Genomic DNA, 19,216 nt, shown 5'->3' with positions numbered 1-19,216 from the left:
CGTGCGCGCGGGTCAGGCCGCGGCGGGCACGGCCTTGACCAGATCCTGCGCCGAGGTGCTGCGGCGGCGAGCGACGACGAGGATCGTCGCCCCCAGCCCGAGCAGCGTCCACACGACCAGCCCGACGATCGCCGCGCCCAGCCCCGACGCCGACGTGAGCGCCGCGACCATGCCCTGGTACGCGGGCGTCGTGGGCATCAGCGCGGCGACGCCGGCGAGGACGCCGGGCACCGTGGAGACCACTCCGGTCGCGATCGCCAACGTGCCCACGAGCGCCGAGACCCACCGGCCGGCACCGCCGAACACCGCAACCAAGCCCTGGTTCACCGCGGCGAACGCGATGCCCGCGACGACGCAGACCAGCGTGAAGACCGTCCACTCCGCCCACGAGTACGACGCCGCGAGCTGGACCACGCCGCCGACGAGGAATCCCTGCAGCGCGCCGATGCCGGCGGCCGGTGCGAACGAGCGCAGCGCCAGCAGCGCCGACGGCGCCCGCGAGGTCAGTGCGCGGCGTGACACCGCCTGCAGTGCGATGAACGTGCCCAGGCCGCCGAACCACAGCGCCAGCGTCGCCAGCAGCGGAACGGCCGACGCGCCGAACAGCGAGGTGCCCACGCCTTCCGCCTCGACCGGGTCCGCCACGACAGAGGCGAGATCCGTCGCCTCGGCATCGCTGTAGGTGGGGATGGAATCGGATGCCGTCGCCAGCCCGCTCGCGAGCTCTCCGGTGCCGTCCGCGAGCTGAGCCACGCCGTCGGCGAGGCTGGTGGCGCCGTCGGCTGCCTGGTCGGCGCCGGAGGCGAGCTGCGACGCGCCGGCGGCGAGTCCGTTCGCGCCGGTCTGGATGCCGACGGCGCCGCTCGCGAGCTCACCCGCGCCGGCGGCGGACTGGTCGATGCCGCCCGCGAGCTGCGAGAGGCCGCCGCTCAGTGTGGACACGTTCGCGGCGATCTCGCGGAACTGGGCGGCGAACTCGGTGGTGGCGCCGGTGTCGAAGGCGCGCAGCCCGCCCGCCGTCCCCTGGGCCGCCTGCTCGGCACCTTCGGCGGTCTTCTGCGTGATCGTCGCCTGGGTGACGAGGTCCACGCAGAGCTGCGGGTCGCTGCTGACGGCGAAGCACCTGTTCGCGAGTTCGAGCGTCTTCGCGGCGGCCGCCTCCGTGTCGCCGGCGAGCGTCGCGGTCATGTCGGCTCCCGCGTACAGCTCGTCGGGGACGAGCCCGGTCTGCTCGAGCTCGGTCGCGCCGCCGGTCACGCCGTCGGCGAGCTGCTGCGCGCCGCCCGCGGCATCGCGCGTCTTGCCCGCGATGGTCGAGAGGCCGGACTGCAGCGAGCTCGCGCCCCCCGCGAGCTGACCGGCGCCGCCGGCGAGCTGCGTCGCACCGTCCGAGAGCTGTGCGGTGCCGTCGGCGAGCGCCGTGATCCCGCCCGGCAGCTCGGCGGCGCCGTCCGCGGCCTGCGTGGCGCCGTCGGCGAGCTGTGTCGCGCCGTCCGCCGCGCTGCCGAGCTGCTCGCCGAGCGTGGTGAATCCGAGGAACACGTTCTCGAGGTACACGGTCGACAGCTGCGCGCCCATCGTGCCCGCGGCGGCGGTGGCGACCTGCGCCGTGATGGCGTCGTCCACGATCAGGCTGTCCGGCGGCGTCGTCACCTCGATCGTGGCCCGCTCGGGCGTCTCGCCGGGCTGCGTCGACGTCGCCGCGGCGGAGAAGTTCTCGGGGATGGTGATGACGGCGGCGTAGGTGCCGTCGGCGAGCCCTTCCTCGGCATCCTCGGCGTTGGAGATCCTCCAGGTGAGGTTGCTGTCGAGCTCGTCCGAGCCCTCGACGAGCCCGGCAGTCAGCTGGCGGCCGAGCGGCACCATCTGTCCGTCGATCGTGACCGGCTCGTCCTCGTTCACGACGGCCGCGGTGAGGGCGTCGAGGCGCTCGACCGGGTTGTAGAGGGCTGCGACGAGGATGCCGCCGATGACGACGGGGAGCAGCAGCACGCCGATGAGCGTCAGCCAGGTGACGGGCCGGCGCGTGCGGGAGCGTTCGATGGGAAGCGTCATGCGTTCACCTCTGCGGAGCGAGTGGTCTGTGTGCTGCCCGCCCGCAGCGCGATCGCTGCGACGTCGGGCCGGTGCGCGTCCGCGAGGAGCGCGAGTGCGGCGCTCTCGGTGCGCGCGGTCAGGACGAGGGTGAGGCGGGCGTCATCGAGAAGCGACTGCGTCGCGTCGCGCAGGAGCGCCGCGGCCTGGTCGCGCTCGGCGGCGTCCAGGGTGTCGACCCCGTCGATGACGACGAGGCTCGCCCTGCCGGCGAGAGCGCGTCGCAGCGCGGGCACGCGCTCGTCGCCGTCGCCGAGGAGGGCGAGGCCCACGTGCGCGCGCACCCATGCCGCGCGCTCGGGCAGCAGGTGTCCCGCGACACGGAGGCGCCCGTCGGTGGGGGCCAAGCGGCCGGCGATCGTGAGGGCGAACGCGCGCGCGGCGCGCGGGTCGCCGGTGGCGATCAGGGTACCGCCGGGCTCCACGCGGAACGCGGCATCCTCGAACAGGACCACCTCGCCGGCCGTTCCACCCGCGTCGGCACGGACGCCGACGGACTCGCCGACGACGACCGCCGTCGTGTGGGGCTCCGGCCACGACGCGAGCGCGAGCTCCCGCTCGACGGCCTCGCCCTCGATGTCGAAGTGGGGGAGGATCCGCTCGAGCCACCGTGGCATCCACCACGCGTTGTCGCCCAGCAGCGTCATCACCGCCGGCACGAGCGTCATGCGCACGAGGAAGGCGTCGACGGCGATGCCGACCGCCAGCCCCAACGCGATCGGCTTGATCGACGAGTCGCCCTCGGGCACGAAGGCCGCGAACACGGCGAACATGATGATCGCCGCGGCGGTGACGACGCGGGCCGAGGCCGTGAAGCCGGACCGCACGGCCCCGATGGCGATGTCGCGACGGCTGTGCGAGGCGTGACCGCCGGCGCCGCGGCGTGCGTGCACGTAGTCCTCGCGCATGCGGCTGACCAGGAACACCTGGTAGTCCATCGCCAGGCCGAACAGCACGCCCATCAGGATGATCGGCATGAAGCTGATGACCGGGCCCGTGCGGGTGACGTGCAGGAGGTCGGCGCCCCAGCCCCACTCGAACACGGCGGCGACGACCCCGAACGACGCGGCGACCGACAGCAGGTAGCCCAGCGCCGCCTTGATCGGCACCCAGATCGACCGGAACACGATCATCAGCAGCACCAGCGACAGGCCGACGACGAAGACGCCGAACGGCAGCAGGGCGGCGCCCAGGCGATCGGAGATGTCGATGCCCACGGCGGTGAAGCCGGTCACGAGGAGGTCGACGCCGTATTCGTCCTCGAGCTCTGGAGCGAGGTCGCGCAGCGCGCGGACGAGGTCGGCGGTCGCGGGGTCGTCGGGCGCCGTCTCGGGCACGATCTGGATGAGCCCGGTGTCGGCCGTCTCGTTCGGCGTCGCCAGCGCGACCTCCTCGACGCCGGGGACCTGCTCGATCTCGGCGGCCAGGTCCTCCATGAGTCCGAGCGGGTCGGTCGAGGTCACGATCGTGCCCGTCATGATGAGGGGACCGTTCGCACCGGGGCCGAAGTGCTCGGCCGTGAGGTCGTACGCCTGCCGCGCCTGGCTCGACTCCGGCTGCACGCCGGCATTGGGCAGCGCGAGGCCGAGGCTCGCGGCGGGGATCGCCATGATCCCGAGGGTCACCACGACGGCGATCGTCGTGATCAGCGGGTGCGTGGTCACCAGCATCACCCAGCGATTGGGCTTCTTCACGGCCACCGCGGGGGACGCGGGCGAGGCGCCGTCTGCCTGGCGCCCCGGAGCCTGCGCCGCTTCGTCGGCGGCAGGGGTGGCGGCGGCGCCGACCGGCCGTGAGCGGCCGGGGAGCGGCATCCCCCGGCGCTTCCGGCCGTGCCCCCAGCCGGCCACTCGGCTCTTGGCGAAGCCGAGCAGTGCGGGGGTCAGCGTGATCGCGACGACCACCGCGATGGCGACGGCGACGGCGGCCGCGACGCCCATGGTCGTGAGGAACGGGATGCCGGCGAAGCCGAGGCCGATGAGAGCGATCAGCACGGTCACGCCGGCGAAGACGACCGCCGAGCCCGCCGTACCGGTCGCGCGGGCCGCCGACTCCTCCGGCTCGATGCCGGCGCGCACCTGGTCCTGGTGCCTGGCCACGATGAACAGCGCGTAGTCGATGCCGACCGCCAGACCCAGCATGATGGCGAGCATCGGGGTGGTCGACGAGATCGACGCGAACGCCGTCGACACGTAGATGAGCGCGATCGCGAGGCCGACGCCGATCAGCGCCGACACCAGCGGGAACCACGCCACCGCGAACGAGCGGAACGTCACGATCAGCACGAACAGCGCGATGAGCACGCCGACGGCCTCGATGAGCGAGAGCGCGGGGACCGAGGTCGAGAACAGGTCGCCGCCCATCGCGACCTGCGAGCCCTCCGGCAGCGCCGAGCGCAGATCGTCGGCGACGTCCTCCAGGCCGGCCTTCGTCTCGTCCGAGACGTCGGTGGCCTGGCCGTCGAACTGCAGGCGGATGATCGCGGCCGACTCGTCGTCCGACACCATCCCGGTGACCATCTCGTCGAACGGGTCGGTGACGGCGATCACGCCGTCGAGGTCCTCCAGGTGCGCGACGGTGTCGTCGATCGCCGCGGCGTACGGCTCCTGATCGACCCGGTCACCGTCTGCGGCGACGATCACCAGCTGCGCGCTGGTGCCGCTGGCCTGCGGGAAGCTGCGATCGAGCAGCTGGATGCCCTCCTGCGCCTCGGTGCCGGGGATCGAGAAGGAGTTGTCGGTCCCCTTCATGAACACCAGTGCGCCGCCGCCGGCCAGTGCCAGCAGCAGCACCCACGAGACGAGCACGCGCCACGGGTGGCGGTATGCCCAGCGTCCGAGCGCATAGAGAAGAGTCGACACAGCGCCTCCGGTTCACGGGTGGGAAGATCGGGATCTGTCGATACAGCGCTGTATCGGATACATGAGTGTATCGTAAGGCGGGTTGCGCGCCCGAAGCTGAACAGTCCGTGTGAGACTGGTGAAAGAGGAGAGGACCGATGAGCGACACCCCCGTGGTCGAGGCGTCCGGCACCTCGAAGAGGCGTGAGGCGACGCGGCAGAAGCTGCTGGATGCCGCCGCCGAGGTGTTCGCCGAGCTCGGCCTGGACGCGGCATCCGTCGAAGCCATCTGCGAGCGCGCCGGCTTCACCCGCGGCGCCTTCTACTCGAACTTCGAGACGAAGGACGAGCTGATGCTCGCCCTCACCGAGCGCGTCGCCGGCGAGAAGATCGATGCCGTGGCCGAGCGCGTCACCGAGCTGCAGTCCCGCGGGGAGAACCTCGAGGCCGGCGCGCTGGTGCGCCAGCTGCTGGACGTGGCGTTCGACCGCAAGCAGGGCATCCTGCTGACCAGCGAGATCCGCACCCGCGCCATGCGCGACCCGCGGCTGGCCGAGACCTACGTGGCCTGGCAGCAGGGCATGGCAGAGCGCGTCGGCTCGTTCATCGAGAGCCTCGCCCAGTCGTACGGGTTCCGGCTGCGGCTCCCGGCCGCCGAGTTCGCGGGCCTCATCATGCAGACCTGGGAGGACGCGTCGGCGTACGCCGTCATGACCGGCCTCGACGCCGCCGAGACGCACCGGCTCGTGAACGACCGCACCGCGGGGCTCGCGACCGCGCTGGTCGATCCGGCCTGACCGCGGTCAGGCCGCTGCGGCGAGGATCGCGTGGCACCGCGCGAGGCGGTCGAGCCACCACTGCGTGCGGTCGGCGGATGCCGCGTGCGCGGCCAGCAGCGACGGGTCGGGCCTCACGCGGCCGACGTGCAGAACCCCGTCGCGCGGGGTGAGCGGCGGGTCGGCGATGTCGGCCGCCAAGAGCGACGCCGTGCCGAGCCCGCAGTCGTACTCGAGGTCGGGGAGCGCCGCCGCGAGGGCGACGCCCATCGACAGGCCCACCGACGTGTCGAGGGCGCTCGACACGACCGCCGGCAGCCCCGCCTCGGCGACGATCTCAAGCGCGCGCCGCACGCCGCCGAGCGGCTGCGCCTTGATCACGAGGAGGTCCGCGGCGCCCGCGCGGGCGACCGCGAGCGGGTCGGCCGCCTTGCGCACGCTCTCGTCGGCGGCGATCGGGATGCCCATGTACTTCACGCGCCGGCGCAGCTCCGCGAGCTCGTCGACGGTCGCGCAGGGCTGCTCGGCGTACTCGAGGTCGAACTCGGCGAGCGCATGGAGGGCACGCTCGGCCTCGTCGACGTTCCAGGCGCCGTTGGCGTCGATCCGCACGCGGCCCTCCGGCCCCATCTCCTCGCGCACGGCGCGCACGCGGGCGACGTCGTCGGCCAGGCGCTGGCCGGGCTCGGCGACCTTGACCTTCGCGGTCCGGCAGCCGTCGAACCGTGCGAGAACGGCGGGGACGGATGCCGCGTCCACCGCCGGCACCGTCGCATTCACGCCGACGGAATCCCGGCGGGCTTGCGGTCGTGGCATCCAGGCATCCTCGATCGCGGCAGCGAGCCACGTCGCGGCCTCGTCGTCGCCATACTCGAGGAAGGGTGAGAACTCGCTCCAGCCCTCGGGCCCCTCGAAGACGAGGGCCTCCCGCACGTCGACGCCGCGGAACCGCGTCACGAGCGGCAGGGCCACGACGCGGGCGCCGGCGATGATCTCGGAGAGCGGAGGGAGGGGTGCGGGAGTGCTCACGCCCCCATCCTGCCCGTTCTCCTCGTCCGCGCGCGGGGCAGTCCCGTCAGAACAATGTGTGGTTGACGATACTGTGTGACACACAGTATCGTGTCGGGTATGAGCGAATCCGAGGTCCTCGAGACCCATCTGCAGGAGCTGCGGCGCGGCACAGTCGTGCTCGCGTGCCTTCGGCTCCTCGAGCAGCCGGGCTACGGCTACGGGCTCCTCGAGCAGCTCGGCGAGCGCGGGTTCGCCACCGACACCAACACGCTGTACCCGCTGCTTCGGCGGCTCGAGAAGCAGGGGTACCTCACGAGCGAGTGGAACACCGACGAGGCCCGGCCCCGCAAGTTCTACCGCACCAGCGCCACCGGCTCCCGGCTGGCGGCGGCCCTCATCGACGACTTCCACGCGATCGCCGCCGCGATCGACGCACTCCCCGAGGAGCACTGACATGCACGCCACCCCCGTCACCCTCACCGACCGCTACGTCGACGCCGCCATGCGCACGGTGCCCGACGACCAGCGCGCCGACCTCGCCGCCGAGCTGCGGGCATCGATCGACGACCAGGTCGAGGCGCGCGTGGAGCAGGGCGAGCCCCGCCCGGACGCCGAGCGCGCGGTGCTCGTCGAGCTCGGCGACCCCGACAAGCTCGCCGCGCAGTACACCGACCGGCCGCTGTGGCTGGTGGGTCCGCGGTACTACCTCACGTGGTGGCGCCTCACGAAGCTGCTGTGGGCGATCGTTCCGGTGTGCGCTGCCTTCGGCGTGGCGCTGGGCCAGACGCTGTCGGGGGCCGAGTTCGGCGAGATCATCGGCTCGGTGATCAGCGTCGTGCTCAGCGTGATCGTCCACATCGGCTTCTGGACGACGCTGGTCTTCTTCATCGTCGAGCGGTCCACCCACAGCGCCGACGTCGGGCTCGTGAGCCGCTGGACGCCCGACGACCTGCCCGAGCCCCGGGAGCGGGGCACCGGTCTCAGCGACCTGGTGGCATCGCTGGTGTTCCTCGCGATCGCTGCCGGCGCGATCCTGTGGGACCACTTCGTCGGGTTCGTGTACACGCCCGAGACCGGGTGGATGTCGTTCCTCGCCCCGAGCCTGTGGCCCTGGTGGATCGGCAGCCTCTTCGCGGTCATGGTGCTCGAGGCGCTCCTGGCGATCTCGGTGTACGCCAAGGGCCGGTGGGACATCGGGTCGGCGACGGTGAACCTGTTCCTCAACCTCACCGTGGCAGGCGGCGCGCTGTGGCTGCTGTCCCAGCAGCAGCTGGTCAACCCGGAGTTTCTCGACGCGGTGATCCCTTCCGATTCCTCCGGCACCGTCACGACCGTCGTCACGACCGGGTTCGCGTTCGGCGTCGTCGCGATCGCCGCGTGGGACAGCATCGACTCCTTCCTCAAGGCGGCGCGGGCACGGCGCTGAGGAGCCGCCGGAACGGGGACCGCCCCCTCGCGGCGGCCCTAGTCTTTTTCCCATGCCCCTTCTCGATACTCCTGTGCGCCTCGGCGTGCAGCTGCAGCCCCAGCACGCCCCGTACTCCGCGTTCCGCGACGCCGTCCTGCGTCTGGAGGAGATGGGGGTGGACATCCTGTTCAACTGGGACCACTTCTTCCCGCTGTCGGGGGACCCCGACGGCCTGCACTTCGAGTCCTGGACCATGCTCGCCGCGTGGGCCGAGCAGACGGAGCGCGTCGAGTTCGGCGCCCTGGTGAACTGCAACAGCTACCGCAACCCCGACCTGCAGGCCGACATGGCCCGCACGGTCGACCACATCTCGGCCAAGGACGGCGTGGGCCGCTTCATCTTCGCGACGGGATCGGGCTGGTTCGCCCGCGACTACGAGGAGTACGGCTACGAGTTCGGCACCGCCGGCTCGCGTCTGGACGACCTCGCGGCGGGCCTGGAGCGCATCGAGGCGCGCTGGCAGAAGCTGAACCCGGCGCCCACGCGAGAGATCCCGGTCATGATCGGCGGCAAGGGCGAGCAGAAGACGCTGCGCCTGGTCGCCCGTCACGCCGACATCTGGCACAGCTTCGTGCGCCCCGACGAGCTGCCGCGCAAGCTCGAGGTCATCGAGCGGTGGGCCGAGCGCGAGCAGCGCGACACGTCGGATCTCGTGATCTCGAACGAGCTGCACCAGCGCGGCGAGGGATTCGCCGACGAGCTCCACGCCGCCGGGGTGCGCCTCTTCACGCTCGCGTTCCACGGCCCGGACTGGGACTACGACCTGGTGAAGCGCTGGCTGCGCTGGCGCGACGCCAAGAACGGCTGACCTCCTTCCCGCCGAGAAACCGTGATCTCGCCGAGCGACCACGTCCCGGGCGACGACGACGTGGTCTCTCGACGAGAACGCGCGATATCGGCGGGGACGGATGCCGCGCACCGACCGCACTCGCCGCGTCGCGGCATCCGTCATGAACCGCAGTCGCACGAGGCGCCGCGGCTAAGATCGCGGGGGTGACCGCCGCACCGTCTGCCCCGCGCTTCGCCCTCGACATCGAGGGCGTGCCCAGGCCCGAGCGGTCGCAGCAGCTGCTGGACGGCGTGCGGGAGCGGGTCGTCATCGCCGACGGGGCGATGGGCACGATGCTGCAGCGGTACGACCTGTCGATCGAGGGCGACTTCGCAGGGCTCGAGGGCTGCAACGAGATCCTCAACGTCACCCGGCCCGACGTCGTCGCGGCCATCCACGACGCGTACCTCGAGGTGGGGGTCGACGCCGTCGAGACGAACACGTTCGGCGCGAACTGGTCGAACCTCGGCGACTACGGCATCGACGACCGCATCGCCGAGCTCGCCGAGCGGGGGGCGCGCATCGCGCGCGAGCGGGTCGAGGCGGCGGAGGCCGCCGACGGGCGGGTGCGGTGGGTGCTCGGGTCGATGGGACCCGGCACCAAGCTCCCGAGCCTCGGGCACACCTCCTACGACAACCTCAAGCAGACGTTCGCGCTGCAGGCGGAGGGACTCATCGACGGCGGCGCAGACGCCTTCCTCGTCGAGACGAGCCAGGACCTGCTGCAGACCAAGGCCGCCATCAACGGCTGCCGTCAGGCGATCGTGAGCCGCGGCATCCGACTGCCGATCTTCGTCGAGGTGACCGTCGAGACCACCGGCACCATGCTCATGGGGTCCGAGATCGGGGCGGCGCTGACGGCCATCGAGCCGCTGGGCGTCGACGCCATCGGCCTCAACTGCGCCACCGGCCCGACCGAGATGAGCGAGCATCTGCGGCACCTGTCGAAGCACGCGACGGTGCCGGTCGCGTGCATGCCGAACGCGGGGCTTCCCGTGCTCGGCGCGAACGGCGCGCACTACCCGCTCACGCCGGCCGAGCTCGCGACGGCGCACGAGCAGTTCGTGCGCGAGTTCGGGCTGGGTCTCGTCGGCGGATGCTGCGGCACGACGCCCGAGCATCTCGCCGCGGTCGTCGAGCGCCTGCGCCCGCTGCGCGGCGCGGGGGAGCGGCATCCCGCGGTCGATCCGGGTGTCGCGTCGCTGTACCAGCATGTGTCGTTCCAGCAGGACGCCTCGTACCTCGCCATCGGCGAGCGCACCAACGCGAACGGCTCCAAGGCGTTCCGCGAGGCGATGCTCGAGGAACGGTGGGACGACTGCGTCGAGATCGCCCGCGAGCAGATCCGCGTCGGCGCGCACCTGCTCGACGTCTGCACCGACTACGTCGGACGCGACGGCGCCGCCGACATGCGCGAGGTCGTGTCGCGCCTGGCGAGCGCCTCGACCCTGCCGCTCGTCGTCGACTCCACCGAGCCCGCCGTCATCGCCGCGGGACTCGAGCTCATCGGCGGCCGCCCCGTGGTGAACTCGGTGAACTACGAGGACGGCGACGGCCCCACGTCGCGCTTCGGCCGCATCATGCCGCTCGTGAAGGAGCACGGCGCCGCCGTCGTCGCCCTCACGATCGACGAGCACGGCCAGGCCCGCACGACCGAGGGCAAGGTGGCGATCGCGTCGCGCCTCGTCGACGAGCTGGTCGGCGAGTGGGGCATGCGGGTGAGTGACATCATCGTCGACTGCCTGACGTTCCCGATCGCCACCGGCCAGGAGGAGACGCGCCGCGACGCGATCGAGACCATCGAGGCGATCCGGCAGATCTCCGCGAAGTACCCGGGCATCAACACGACCCTCGGCGTCTCGAACGTGTCGTTCGGCCTCAACCCGGCCGCGCGCAGCGTGCTCAACTCCGCGTTCCTGCACGAGGCGGTCGAGGCCGGCCTCACGTCGGGCATCATCGACGCGGCGAAGATCGTGCCGCTGGCGTCGATCTCGGAGGAGCAGCGCCAGGTCGCCCTCGACCTGGTCTGGGACCGACGCGAGCACGACGCCGACGGCAACGTCACGTACGACCCGCTCGCGCGCATGCTCGACCTCTTCGCCGGCGTCGACACGGCGGCCCTGCGCAACCAGCGGGCCGCCGAACTCGCGGCGCTGCCCGTCGGCGAGCGGCTCGAGCGTCGCATCATCGACGGCGAGGGCAAGGGGCTCGAGGCCGACCTCGACCTCGCCCGCGAGGGCGGGCTGGCTCCGCTGCAGATCATCAACGACCACCTGCTCGAGGGCATGAAGGTCGTCGGCGAGCGATTCGGCGCCGGCGAGATGCAGCTGCCCTTCGTGCTGCAGTCGGCCGAGGTCATGAAGACGGCCGTGGCGCTGCTCGAGCCGCACATGGAGAAGACGGATGCCTCGGGCAAGGGCCGCATCGTCCTGGCGACGGTCCGCGGCGACGTGCACGACATCGGCAAGAACCTCGTCGACATCATCCTCACCAACAACGGGTACGACGTGATCAACCTCGGCATCAAGCAGCCGATCGCCGACATCATCGCCGCCGCCGAGGAGCACGACGCCGACGTCATCGGCATGTCGGGCCTGCTCGTGAAGTCCACCGTCGTGATGAAGGAGAACCTCGAGGAGCTGCAGTCCCGCGGCCTCGCGAAGAAGTGGCCGGTGATCCTCGGCGGCGCCGCATTGACGCGCGCCTACGTCGAGGACGACCTCGCGTCGCTGTTCGACGGCGAGGTGCGCTACGCCCGCGACGCGTTCGAGGGACTCGCCCTCATGGAGCCGCTCGTGAGGATCGCGCGCGGCGCCGACCCGGCCACGGTCGGGCTGCCGGCGCTGAAGAAGCGACGACACGCCGCAGGGTCCAAGCTCACCCTCACGGAGCCCGAGGCCATGCCGGCGCGGTCGGATGTGGCATCCGACAATCCCGTCCCCGCGCCGCCGTTCTGGGGCACGCGCATCGTCCGCGGCATCGCCCTGCAGGACTATGCCGCGTTCCTCGACGAGCGCGCGACGTTCATGGGCCAGTGGGGCCTCAAGCCCGGCCGCGGCGAGGACGGCGCCTCGTACGAGCAGCTCGTCGACACCGAGGGCCGCCCGCGCCTGCGGTACTGGCTCGACCGCATCCTCGCCGAGGGCATGCTCGACGCATCGGTCGCCTACGGATACTTCCCCGTCGTGTCGGACGGCAACGACGTCGTGGTGCTGCATCACGGCGACGACCCGTCCGCCGTGCTCGGCGTGCCCGGCCTGCTCGCGCCCGATGGAGGTTCGGGCGGCGAGCTCGGCTCCGACCGGCTGCGCTTCCACTTCCCCCGCCAGCGCCGCGACCGCCACCTGTGCCTGGCCGACTTCGTGCGATCGCGCGAATCGGGCGCGGTCGACGTGATGCCGGTACAGCTGGTGACGGCCGGCGCCAACATCGACTCCGTGACCGCCAAGCTCTTCGCCGAGGACAAGTATCGCGACTACTACGAGCTCAACGGCCTCGTGATGCAGCTGACCGAGGCGCTCGCCGAGTTCTGGCACGCCCGCATCCGCTCCGAGCTCGGCTTCTCGCACGAGGATCCGACCGAGACGGCCGGGCTGTTCAAGCTCGAGTACCGCGGCGCGCGCTTCTCACTCGGCTACCCCGCGTGCCCCGACATGGAGGACCGACGCAAGGTCGTCGAGCTCCTGCGCCCCGAGCGCATGGGCGTCGAGCTCAGCGAGGAGCTGCAGCTGCACCCCGAGCAGTCCACCGACGCCTTCGTCTTCCACCACCCCGAGGCGAAGTACTTCTCGGTCTGACCCGAGACGCGAAGGAGAGCGGATGCCGCGGCCCGCAGCATCCGTCGCGTCATTCCGTCGTGAGCTGGACCGTGATGCCCGGGGGCGGCGTGGTGTGCACCCACGCCGCTTCACGATAGGGCAGGGGCGCGCTCTCGCGGTACGCGAGTGGCGGGCGTCCGCGACGCGAGCGGCTTGGTGCGGCGCAAGGCGGCGAGGATCGGTCGCCCCACGACGACCAGCCCGACGACCGTCGTGATCGCGCGGAGCGTGTCCCAGCTGAGGGTCGAGGTGACGAGCGAGTACACGAGGAAGCTGGCGAGGTTCACGTCCAGTGGCGCCTCGCCGTCGTAGGAGATGCCGGTGCCGTACCCGACGGCGAAGGGCCAGAACCACAGGTTCATCAGCAGGCCGAACACGTAGGAGGCCACCACGCCGTAGACGCAGAGCATCGCGATCTCCGCGGAGCCCGGATGCTGGATCGAGCGCCGAGGCCCGCGCCGTGTCGAGGTCGACCGTCGGGGGAGGAGCCCCGCGACCGCACCGACCCACGCGCACGCGAACAGCTGGAAGGGCGTCCACGGGCCGAAGGTCCCCGTGATCAGCGTCGACAGGGCGATCGTCGCCATGCCGAGGAGCATCCCGAACAGTGCGCCGTAGGCGCGGCCCGCGAGGACCAGCAGGATGAACACCGCCTCAACTCCGCCGACGCCGGTGCCCGCGATGCGCACGGCCGCGCCGATCGCGGCGAGCGTGCCGAGGAGAGCGAGCAGATGCGCCGATCGCACCGTGCCGTCGAGCGTCGCCACGACGACCAGCGCGGCCAGCGGCACGAGCGCGAGCGCCGCGACCGGCACGGCGGCGTGCGCCTGCTCGGGCACCGCGGTGGCGACGAGCGGCCAGCAGAACGCGCCGAGGGCGACGAGGTTCGCCGCCGCGAGCGCGATCAGCGGCAGCCGACGGAGCCCGCTGTGCTGCCGGGGAAGGGGCCGAAGGGGGACGGATGCCGCAGCCCCGCGCGGTGCCGTCGGCGGCGTTCCGGCGGTGGCCAGGGTCGTCGGGGGCGCGCTCGTGTCGCCGTTCCGCGCGGGAGTGGCGCGGTAGGCGGCCGGTGTCGTCGCGGCTTCGTGATCCGGCATCGCGTCGGCCTCTGTTGCGAGCCCGGACGCCTTCTCGAAGGCCGCGTCCGGTGACGCGTCCATGGCGTGCGAGGCAGGCTCCGACGTCGGTGCGGTCGTCGCAGCGGCGTGTTCGCCGGCGAGGACGCCCGCGTGCATCGCGAGGGTGCGGTCGGCGCGCGCGGTGAAGCCCGGCTCGTGCGACGCGACGAGCACGGCGGCGCCCGCGGCGGCGACCGATGCGAGGGCGGCCCACACCATCTCGCGCGCGGCGGGGTCGAGTCCCCGGGTCGGCTCGTCGACCATGAGCACGAGGGGCCGGGCGGCGAGCTGGAGGGCCAGCGCCAGGCAGCGCCGCTCTCCGGCGGAGAGGTCGCGCGGATGCCGAGCGAGTCGCGCCACGAACTCGGCGTCGCGGGGGTCGAGGCCGAGGAAGCCGGCGAACCTGTCGGCAGTCGACGAGCCGCCGTGGCCGACGAGAAGAGGAGATCTGCCGGACAGAGGATCGATGGGACCGATGGCGTCCTCGTTCCGGCGGCTCTCCTCGTTCCGGCCGGCGAACAGGCGGCGCGTGTGCCGGCGCGGATCGCGCGCAGCGTCGGGCGCCCTCTTCACGGCGCGGCGGTCGGCGCGCACGCACTCGGCGAGGACGGAATCGCTGACGAAGAGGTCGTCGGAGGCATCCGGAACGAGCGCCACGCGGCCGCGCGTCGAGACATGGTCTCCGCGCTCGGGGAGTGCGAGCGCGGCGAGCAGGCTCGACTTGCCGGCGCCGTTGGGTCCGACGAGCGCGACGATCTCGCAGGGGTAGAGGTCGAGATCCGCCCCCGTCACGGCGATCGCGTCGCGGTGGCGCACGGTGATGCCTCGCGCGCGCAACACCGGCTCCTGCCCGGCGCAACCCAGGGTCGCCGGCGCTTCCTCGGGTTCGGGGCGCACTGCGTACGTTCGGGGCGCATCCGGTGCGCCCCGAACGCCTATGGAGCGCCCCGAACCCGACGTCGGCGGCGCAGAGGCCGCCCCGGCCGATGCCGGCCCCACCGGATGGACGTCGTGGTCGATCCGGTCGACAGGCCCGTCGAGCCGCTCGATCCCGCCCCGTTCGACCTCGGCGCCGTCGACTCGCTCGACAGCCCCGTCGCCCCGCTCTACCTCGCCTCGCCCGACCGGCTCGACCTCGCCCTTCCGCACGCGCAGTACCAGATCGGCGATCCCCGACAGGGACTCGACGCGGTGCTCGGCGACGACCACGCTCATGCCGGCGTCGTGCGCGAGCGCGTCGAGCAGCCGGGCGATCCGCCGGCGGGCGTCGGCGTCGAGATCGGCGAGGGGTTCGTCGACGAGGAGCAGGATCGGGTGCTCCACGATCGCGGCCGCGATCGCGACGAGCGTCGCCTCACCCGCCGAGAGTCCGCGGGTGGGGCGGTCGAGCAGGCTCGCGACCCCGACCCGTTCGGCGACCTCGGCCACGCGCGCGGCGGCGATCACGGGCGCCACGCCGCGCAGCTCGAGCGAGAGGCCGATCTCGTCGCGAACGAGCTCGGTCGCGAACGCCTCGCGCGGATGCTGCAGAACCACGCCCACGCGCTGCGCGAGGTCGCGCGGCGGCACCGGGACACGTTCGTGCCCGACGACGCCCAGCGACCCGGAGATCCAGCCGCCGTCGGTGTGCGAGTGCAGGCCGGCGATCGCTCGCAGCAGCGTGGACTTTCCCGACCCGGTCGCGCCCGACACCAGGGTCAGCGTGCCGGCGTGGAGGAAGAGCTCGGCGGGGAGACGTATGCCGGGGCTCGCGGCATCCGCCATCGCCGAAGCGGTGCGCGGGGCGTCGGCGCGCGAGACGGCATCCGGCGCGGATTCCGGTCCGCCCCGGCCCGAGCGGGCAGGCCCGAAGCCGATCTCCACGTCGTGAGCCTCGACGGGCATGAGGCAGTCCCCGTCGAGCCCCCGCCCCGCGAAGCCGCGAAGCTCGAGGGCTGCGGCGACGTTCCCGGCGCGTTCGAGGGTGCGCTCGAGCAGGGGGAGCAGCATGCGCGGTCCGGCGCGCTCGCCGCGGAGCCGCTGGGCGAACCCCACCGCCCGGGCGCCGTCGGCGAGCGACGGGAGCGTGGCCGCGGCGATCGCGAGCGCTCGCGCGACGCCTCGGAGCGGGCCGCGCCGTGAGGCGCGTGCGAACACACGGGTGAGGTCGACGACGGCGTTCAGCACTCCGAAGGCGAGGATCGCCAGCGCGATCGGAAGCGCGCCGGCGGCGGCATCCCACAGCCCGTCCGCCGTCACCGGGCCGAGCAGCACGACGTGCGCGAACGGCGCGGGCAGCCGGATCTCGGGCAGGGCCAGCAGCACGACGCCGTCGCCGTCGGCGCCGTGGAACAGCACGCGGTACACCACCCGGGCCGCCACGAACACGGCGGCGAGGACCGCCGCCGCCCGCAGGGGACCGGGCCGGAAGGTCATGTCACGTCGCCGGAGCGGCCGGCTCGCCGTTCACCGTGAAGAGGAGTGCGACCGAGTCGCCGGGCTCGAGCTGCAGCGTCGAGAGGCCCTCCTGCGCGTAGCCCCACTCGTCGCCCGAGGGCTTGACCCACAGCGCCCAGTACGCGAACGCCGCGGGCATCGACGCGCAGGTCTCGAAGTACTCGGAGCCGTCCTCCGCGGTGAGCGCGGTGCTCTCGGCGGGAACGCCGTTGACACGGCACACGACCTGGTCGCCGTACTCCTCGGTGCCCTCGGTCTCGACCCCCACGAGCGTGAGCGCATCGGCCGCGGCGAGCGTCTCGTCGGTGCCGACGCACCAGGTCTTGCTGTCGCCGTCCTCCAGCGACGAGGCGTCGACGACGACCGTCACGCCCGCGTCCTCGGCGCAGGCCTCGTCGAGCACGGCCACCGTCTTGGTCTCCGTGGGCGTCGGGGCCTGCTCGGGGGCGGGCGATGCGCAGGCGGCGAGGGCGAACAGGAGGGCGGCGGATGCTGCGGCAGCTGCCGCAGCACGAAGAGTCGAGGTCACCGATCCAGGCTAGGCCGCGGCGCGGATGCCCGACGGCAGATGACGCCCGGTTGCGGCCCGCCGTAGGCTGGCCGGGTGAGCGTTTCGCAACTGTTCGACGAAGACGAGTGGATGCCGGCGCCCGGCGCCCCCGAGGGCGGCTACACCGACATCACCTCCCACGTCTCGAAGGACGGCCGGATCGCCCGGATCGCGTTCGACCGGCCCGAGGTGCGCAACGCGTTCCGCCCGCACACCGTCGACGAGCTGTACCGCGCGCTGGACCTCGCCCGCCAGGACCCGCGCATCGGCGTCGTGCTGCTCACGGGCAACGGTCCCAGTCCCAAGGACGGCGGCTGGGCGTTCTGCTCGGGCGGCGACCAGCGCATCCGCGGCCGCGACGGCTACAAGTACGAGACGCCCGCCGAGGCCGGCGAAGCGGCCGGACCCTCGACAGGCTCGGGGACCGGGGGCGGCTCGGCGAGCATCGACTCCGCACGGGCCGGGCGCCTGCACATCCTCGAGGTGCAGCGGCTGATCCGGTTCATGCCCAAGGTGGTCATCGCCGTGATCCCCGGGTGGGCGGCCGGCGGCGGGCACTCGCTGCACGTCGTGTGCGACCTCTCGATCGCGTCGGCTGAGCACGCCCGCTTCAAGCAGACCGACGCCGACGTCGGCTCGTTCGACGCCGGGTACGGCTCGGCCTATTTCGCGCGCCAGATCGGCCAGAAGTTCGCGCGGGAGGTGTTCTTCCTCGCCGAGGAGTACTCGGCGCAGCGCGCGTACGAGATGGGCGCCGTCAACCGCGTCGTGCCGCACGGGGAGCTGGAGCGCGAGGCCGTCGCGATGGCGCGCACCGTCCTGACGAAGTCGCCGACCGCGATTCGCATGCTCAAGTTCGCCTTCAACGCGGTGGACGACGGCATGGTGGGCCAGCAGGTGTTCGCCGGCGAGGCGACCCGCCTGGCGTACGGCACCGATGAGGCGGTCGAGGGCCGCGACTCGTTCCTCGAGAAGCGCGACCCGGACTGGTCGCCCTACCCCTGGCACTTCTGAGCGCGGCGATGACCGGAACTCCTCAGCATCGCCCCGAGCGGGGCCGGACCCGCGCGGCGTCGGCCCCGTCGGGCTCGCGCGTGAGGAGTTGCTGCACGCCATGAAGCTGGTACCCGTCCTCGGTGACGATCCGCGCGAGATCCTGCGGGGCCTGCGCGGTGCCCTCCACGGCGCGGGTCCCGCGCTGGGGCTGGGACTCGTGAGCGGTCTTCCGGGCGAGGTGCGCGCGGGGACCGCCGTGGTGGTCACCACCTCCGGCTCGACCGGCGTGCCCAAGAGCGTGGTGCTCAGCCGCGACGCCCTCACGGCGAGCGCGCTCGCGACGGCCGACCGCATCGGCGACGGCGCGTGGCTGCTGGCGCTCCCTGCGGGGTACGTCGCGGGTCTCCAGGTGCTCGTGCGCTCGCTGGTCGCCGACCGCGAGCCGGCGATCCTCTCGGGCGCGTTCACGCCGCAGGCATTCGCGGCAACGGCGCTCATGATGGTGTCGACCGATCGGGGCGAACGAGTCCCCACTTACACGTCCCTCGTGCCCGCGCAGCTGTCCAAGCTGCTCGACGCGGCGGAGCACGACCCCGCGGTGCTCGCCGCGCTGCGCTCGTTCGAGACCATCCTCATCGGCGGCCAGGCGCTGCCGGCCGCGACCCTCGAACGCGCCGACGCGATCGGCGCGCGCATCGTGCGCACCTACGGGTCCACCGAGACCAGCGGCGGCTGCGTCTACGACGGCGTGCCGCTGCGCGGCGTCGGCCTGCGGATCGAGCGCGGCGAGGTCCAGGTGTCAGGCCCCACGCTCGCCGACGGCTACCTCGGTGCGCAGGAGCTGACGGCCGCGGCCTTCCTCCGCGAACGCGACGGCACCCGGTGGTACCGCACCGGCGACGCCGGGCTGCTCGAGGACGGCGTGCTGCGCGTGCGCGGCCGCATCGACAACGTCATCGTGTCCGGCGGCGTCAACGTGTCGCTCGACCGCGTGGAGCGGATCGTCCGCGGCATCCCGGGCCTTGCCGGTGCGGTCGTGGTCGGGGTTCCGGACGACCGCTGGGGCGAGGCATCCGTCGTCGTGGCCTCGCGCGGCGAGGTGCTCCGTCGCAGCGAAGCCGTCCAGCTCGAGGAGGCCCGCGCCGCGGTGCAGGCCGAGATCGGCCCGCACGCGCGGCCGTCGCGCCTCGTGCTGGTCGACGAGCTGGCCCTGCTGCCGTCGGGCAAGCCCGACCGCGAGGCCATCCGGCGCGCCGTCCTCGCGCTGCACTGAACGCCGA

12 protein-coding genes are annotated in these 19,216 nt (G+C 72.7%); 7 read left to right on the top strand and 5 right to left on the bottom strand.

The window, feature by feature from the left end; all coding sequences use genetic code 11:
* Nucleotides 1-12 precede the first annotated feature (12 nt).
* Together ACWGUG_RS10875 and ACWGUG_RS10870 are read right to left on the bottom strand one after the other, a co-directional pair.
* The gene (locus ACWGUG_RS10875) at nt 13-2,055 is read right to left on the bottom strand and encodes a YhgE/Pip family protein (protein ID WP_452324672.1); all 2,043 of its coding nucleotides are present in this window, start codon (nt 2,053-2,055) and stop codon (nt 13-15) included.
* Nucleotides 2,052-4,955: an MMPL family transporter gene (locus ACWGUG_RS10870; protein ID WP_378883559.1), complete on the bottom strand. Its 2,904-nt coding sequence runs from the start codon at nt 4,953-4,955 to the stop codon at nt 2,052-2,054. The genes ACWGUG_RS10875 and ACWGUG_RS10870 overlap by 4 nt, the downstream gene beginning before the upstream one ends.
* Before the next feature lie 137 nt (nt 4,956-5,092).
* Between ACWGUG_RS10870 and ACWGUG_RS10865 the strand changes: the two genes are divergently transcribed.
* Nucleotides 5,093-5,731 carry a TetR/AcrR family transcriptional regulator gene (locus ACWGUG_RS10865; protein WP_378883556.1) on the top strand — a complete coding sequence of 213 codons (639 nt, stop codon included), beginning with the start codon at nt 5,093-5,095 and terminating at the stop codon, nt 5,729-5,731.
* 6 nt (nt 5,732-5,737) lie between these two features.
* Here the strand turns inward: ACWGUG_RS10865 and ACWGUG_RS10860 are convergent, their stop codons facing one another.
* A complete protein-coding gene (locus ACWGUG_RS10860; protein WP_378883553.1) occupies nt 5,738-6,739 on the bottom strand; it encodes an o-succinylbenzoate synthase in 1,002 nt (333 codons plus the stop codon).
* Between the two features lie 99 nt (nt 6,740-6,838).
* Here ACWGUG_RS10860 and ACWGUG_RS10855 point away from each other — a divergent pair, with 99 nt between their 5' ends.
* The 4 genes from ACWGUG_RS10855 (at nt 6,839) to metH (ending at nt 12,815) form a co-directional block, all read left to right on the top strand.
* Nucleotides 6,839-7,174, top strand: coding sequence for a PadR family transcriptional regulator (locus ACWGUG_RS10855; protein ID WP_336394781.1), 336 nt, complete (start codon nt 6,839-6,841; stop codon nt 7,172-7,174).
* A 1-nt stretch (nt 7,175) separates the two neighbouring features.
* Nucleotides 7,176-8,147, top strand: coding sequence for a permease prefix domain 1-containing protein (locus ACWGUG_RS10850; RefSeq protein ID WP_452324671.1), 972 nt, complete (start codon nt 7,176-7,178; stop codon nt 8,145-8,147).
* Between the two features lie 52 nt (nt 8,148-8,199).
* The gene (locus ACWGUG_RS10845; RefSeq protein WP_452324670.1) at nt 8,200-8,997 is read left to right on the top strand and encodes an LLM class F420-dependent oxidoreductase; all 798 of its coding nucleotides are present in this window, start codon (nt 8,200-8,202) and stop codon (nt 8,995-8,997) included.
* Between the two features lie 185 nt (nt 8,998-9,182).
* Nucleotides 9,183-12,815: a methionine synthase gene (gene metH, locus ACWGUG_RS10840; protein ID WP_452324669.1), complete on the top strand. Its 3,633-nt coding sequence runs from the start codon at nt 9,183-9,185 to the stop codon at nt 12,813-12,815.
* 110 nt (nt 12,816-12,925) lie between these two features.
* On the opposite strand, the gene ACWGUG_RS10835 is transcribed toward metH, so the two are convergent.
* Nucleotides 12,926-16,369 carry an ATP-binding cassette domain-containing protein gene (locus ACWGUG_RS10835; RefSeq protein WP_452324668.1) on the bottom strand — a complete coding sequence of 1,148 codons (3,444 nt, stop codon included), beginning with the start codon at nt 16,367-16,369 and terminating at the stop codon, nt 12,926-12,928.
* Nucleotide 16,370: 1 nt separating this feature from the next.
* Nucleotides 16,371-16,919 (bottom strand): hypothetical protein, encoded by a 549-nt coding sequence (locus ACWGUG_RS10830; RefSeq protein ID WP_452324667.1) that lies wholly within the window; start codon nt 16,917-16,919, stop codon nt 16,371-16,373.
* A 111-nt stretch (nt 16,920-17,030) separates the two neighbouring features.
* Between ACWGUG_RS10830 and ACWGUG_RS10825 the strand changes: the two genes are divergently transcribed.
* Together ACWGUG_RS10825 and ACWGUG_RS10820 are read left to right on the top strand one after the other, a co-directional pair.
* Nucleotides 17,031-17,954: a 1,4-dihydroxy-2-naphthoyl-CoA synthase gene (locus ACWGUG_RS10825; RefSeq protein WP_442928107.1), complete on the top strand. Its 924-nt coding sequence runs from the start codon at nt 17,031-17,033 to the stop codon at nt 17,952-17,954.
* A 100-nt stretch (nt 17,955-18,054) separates the two neighbouring features.
* A complete protein-coding gene (locus ACWGUG_RS10820) occupies nt 18,055-19,209 on the top strand; it encodes an AMP-binding protein (RefSeq protein ID WP_336394788.1) in 1,155 nt (384 codons plus the stop codon).
* Nucleotides 19,210-19,216 lie beyond the last annotated feature (7 nt).

The sequence above is a fragment of the Microbacterium sp. NPDC055455 genome (assembly GCF_053619935.1).
The sequence above is the reverse complement of the archived record's forward strand: the minus strand, read 5'-3'. Positions and strand labels throughout refer to the sequence as shown.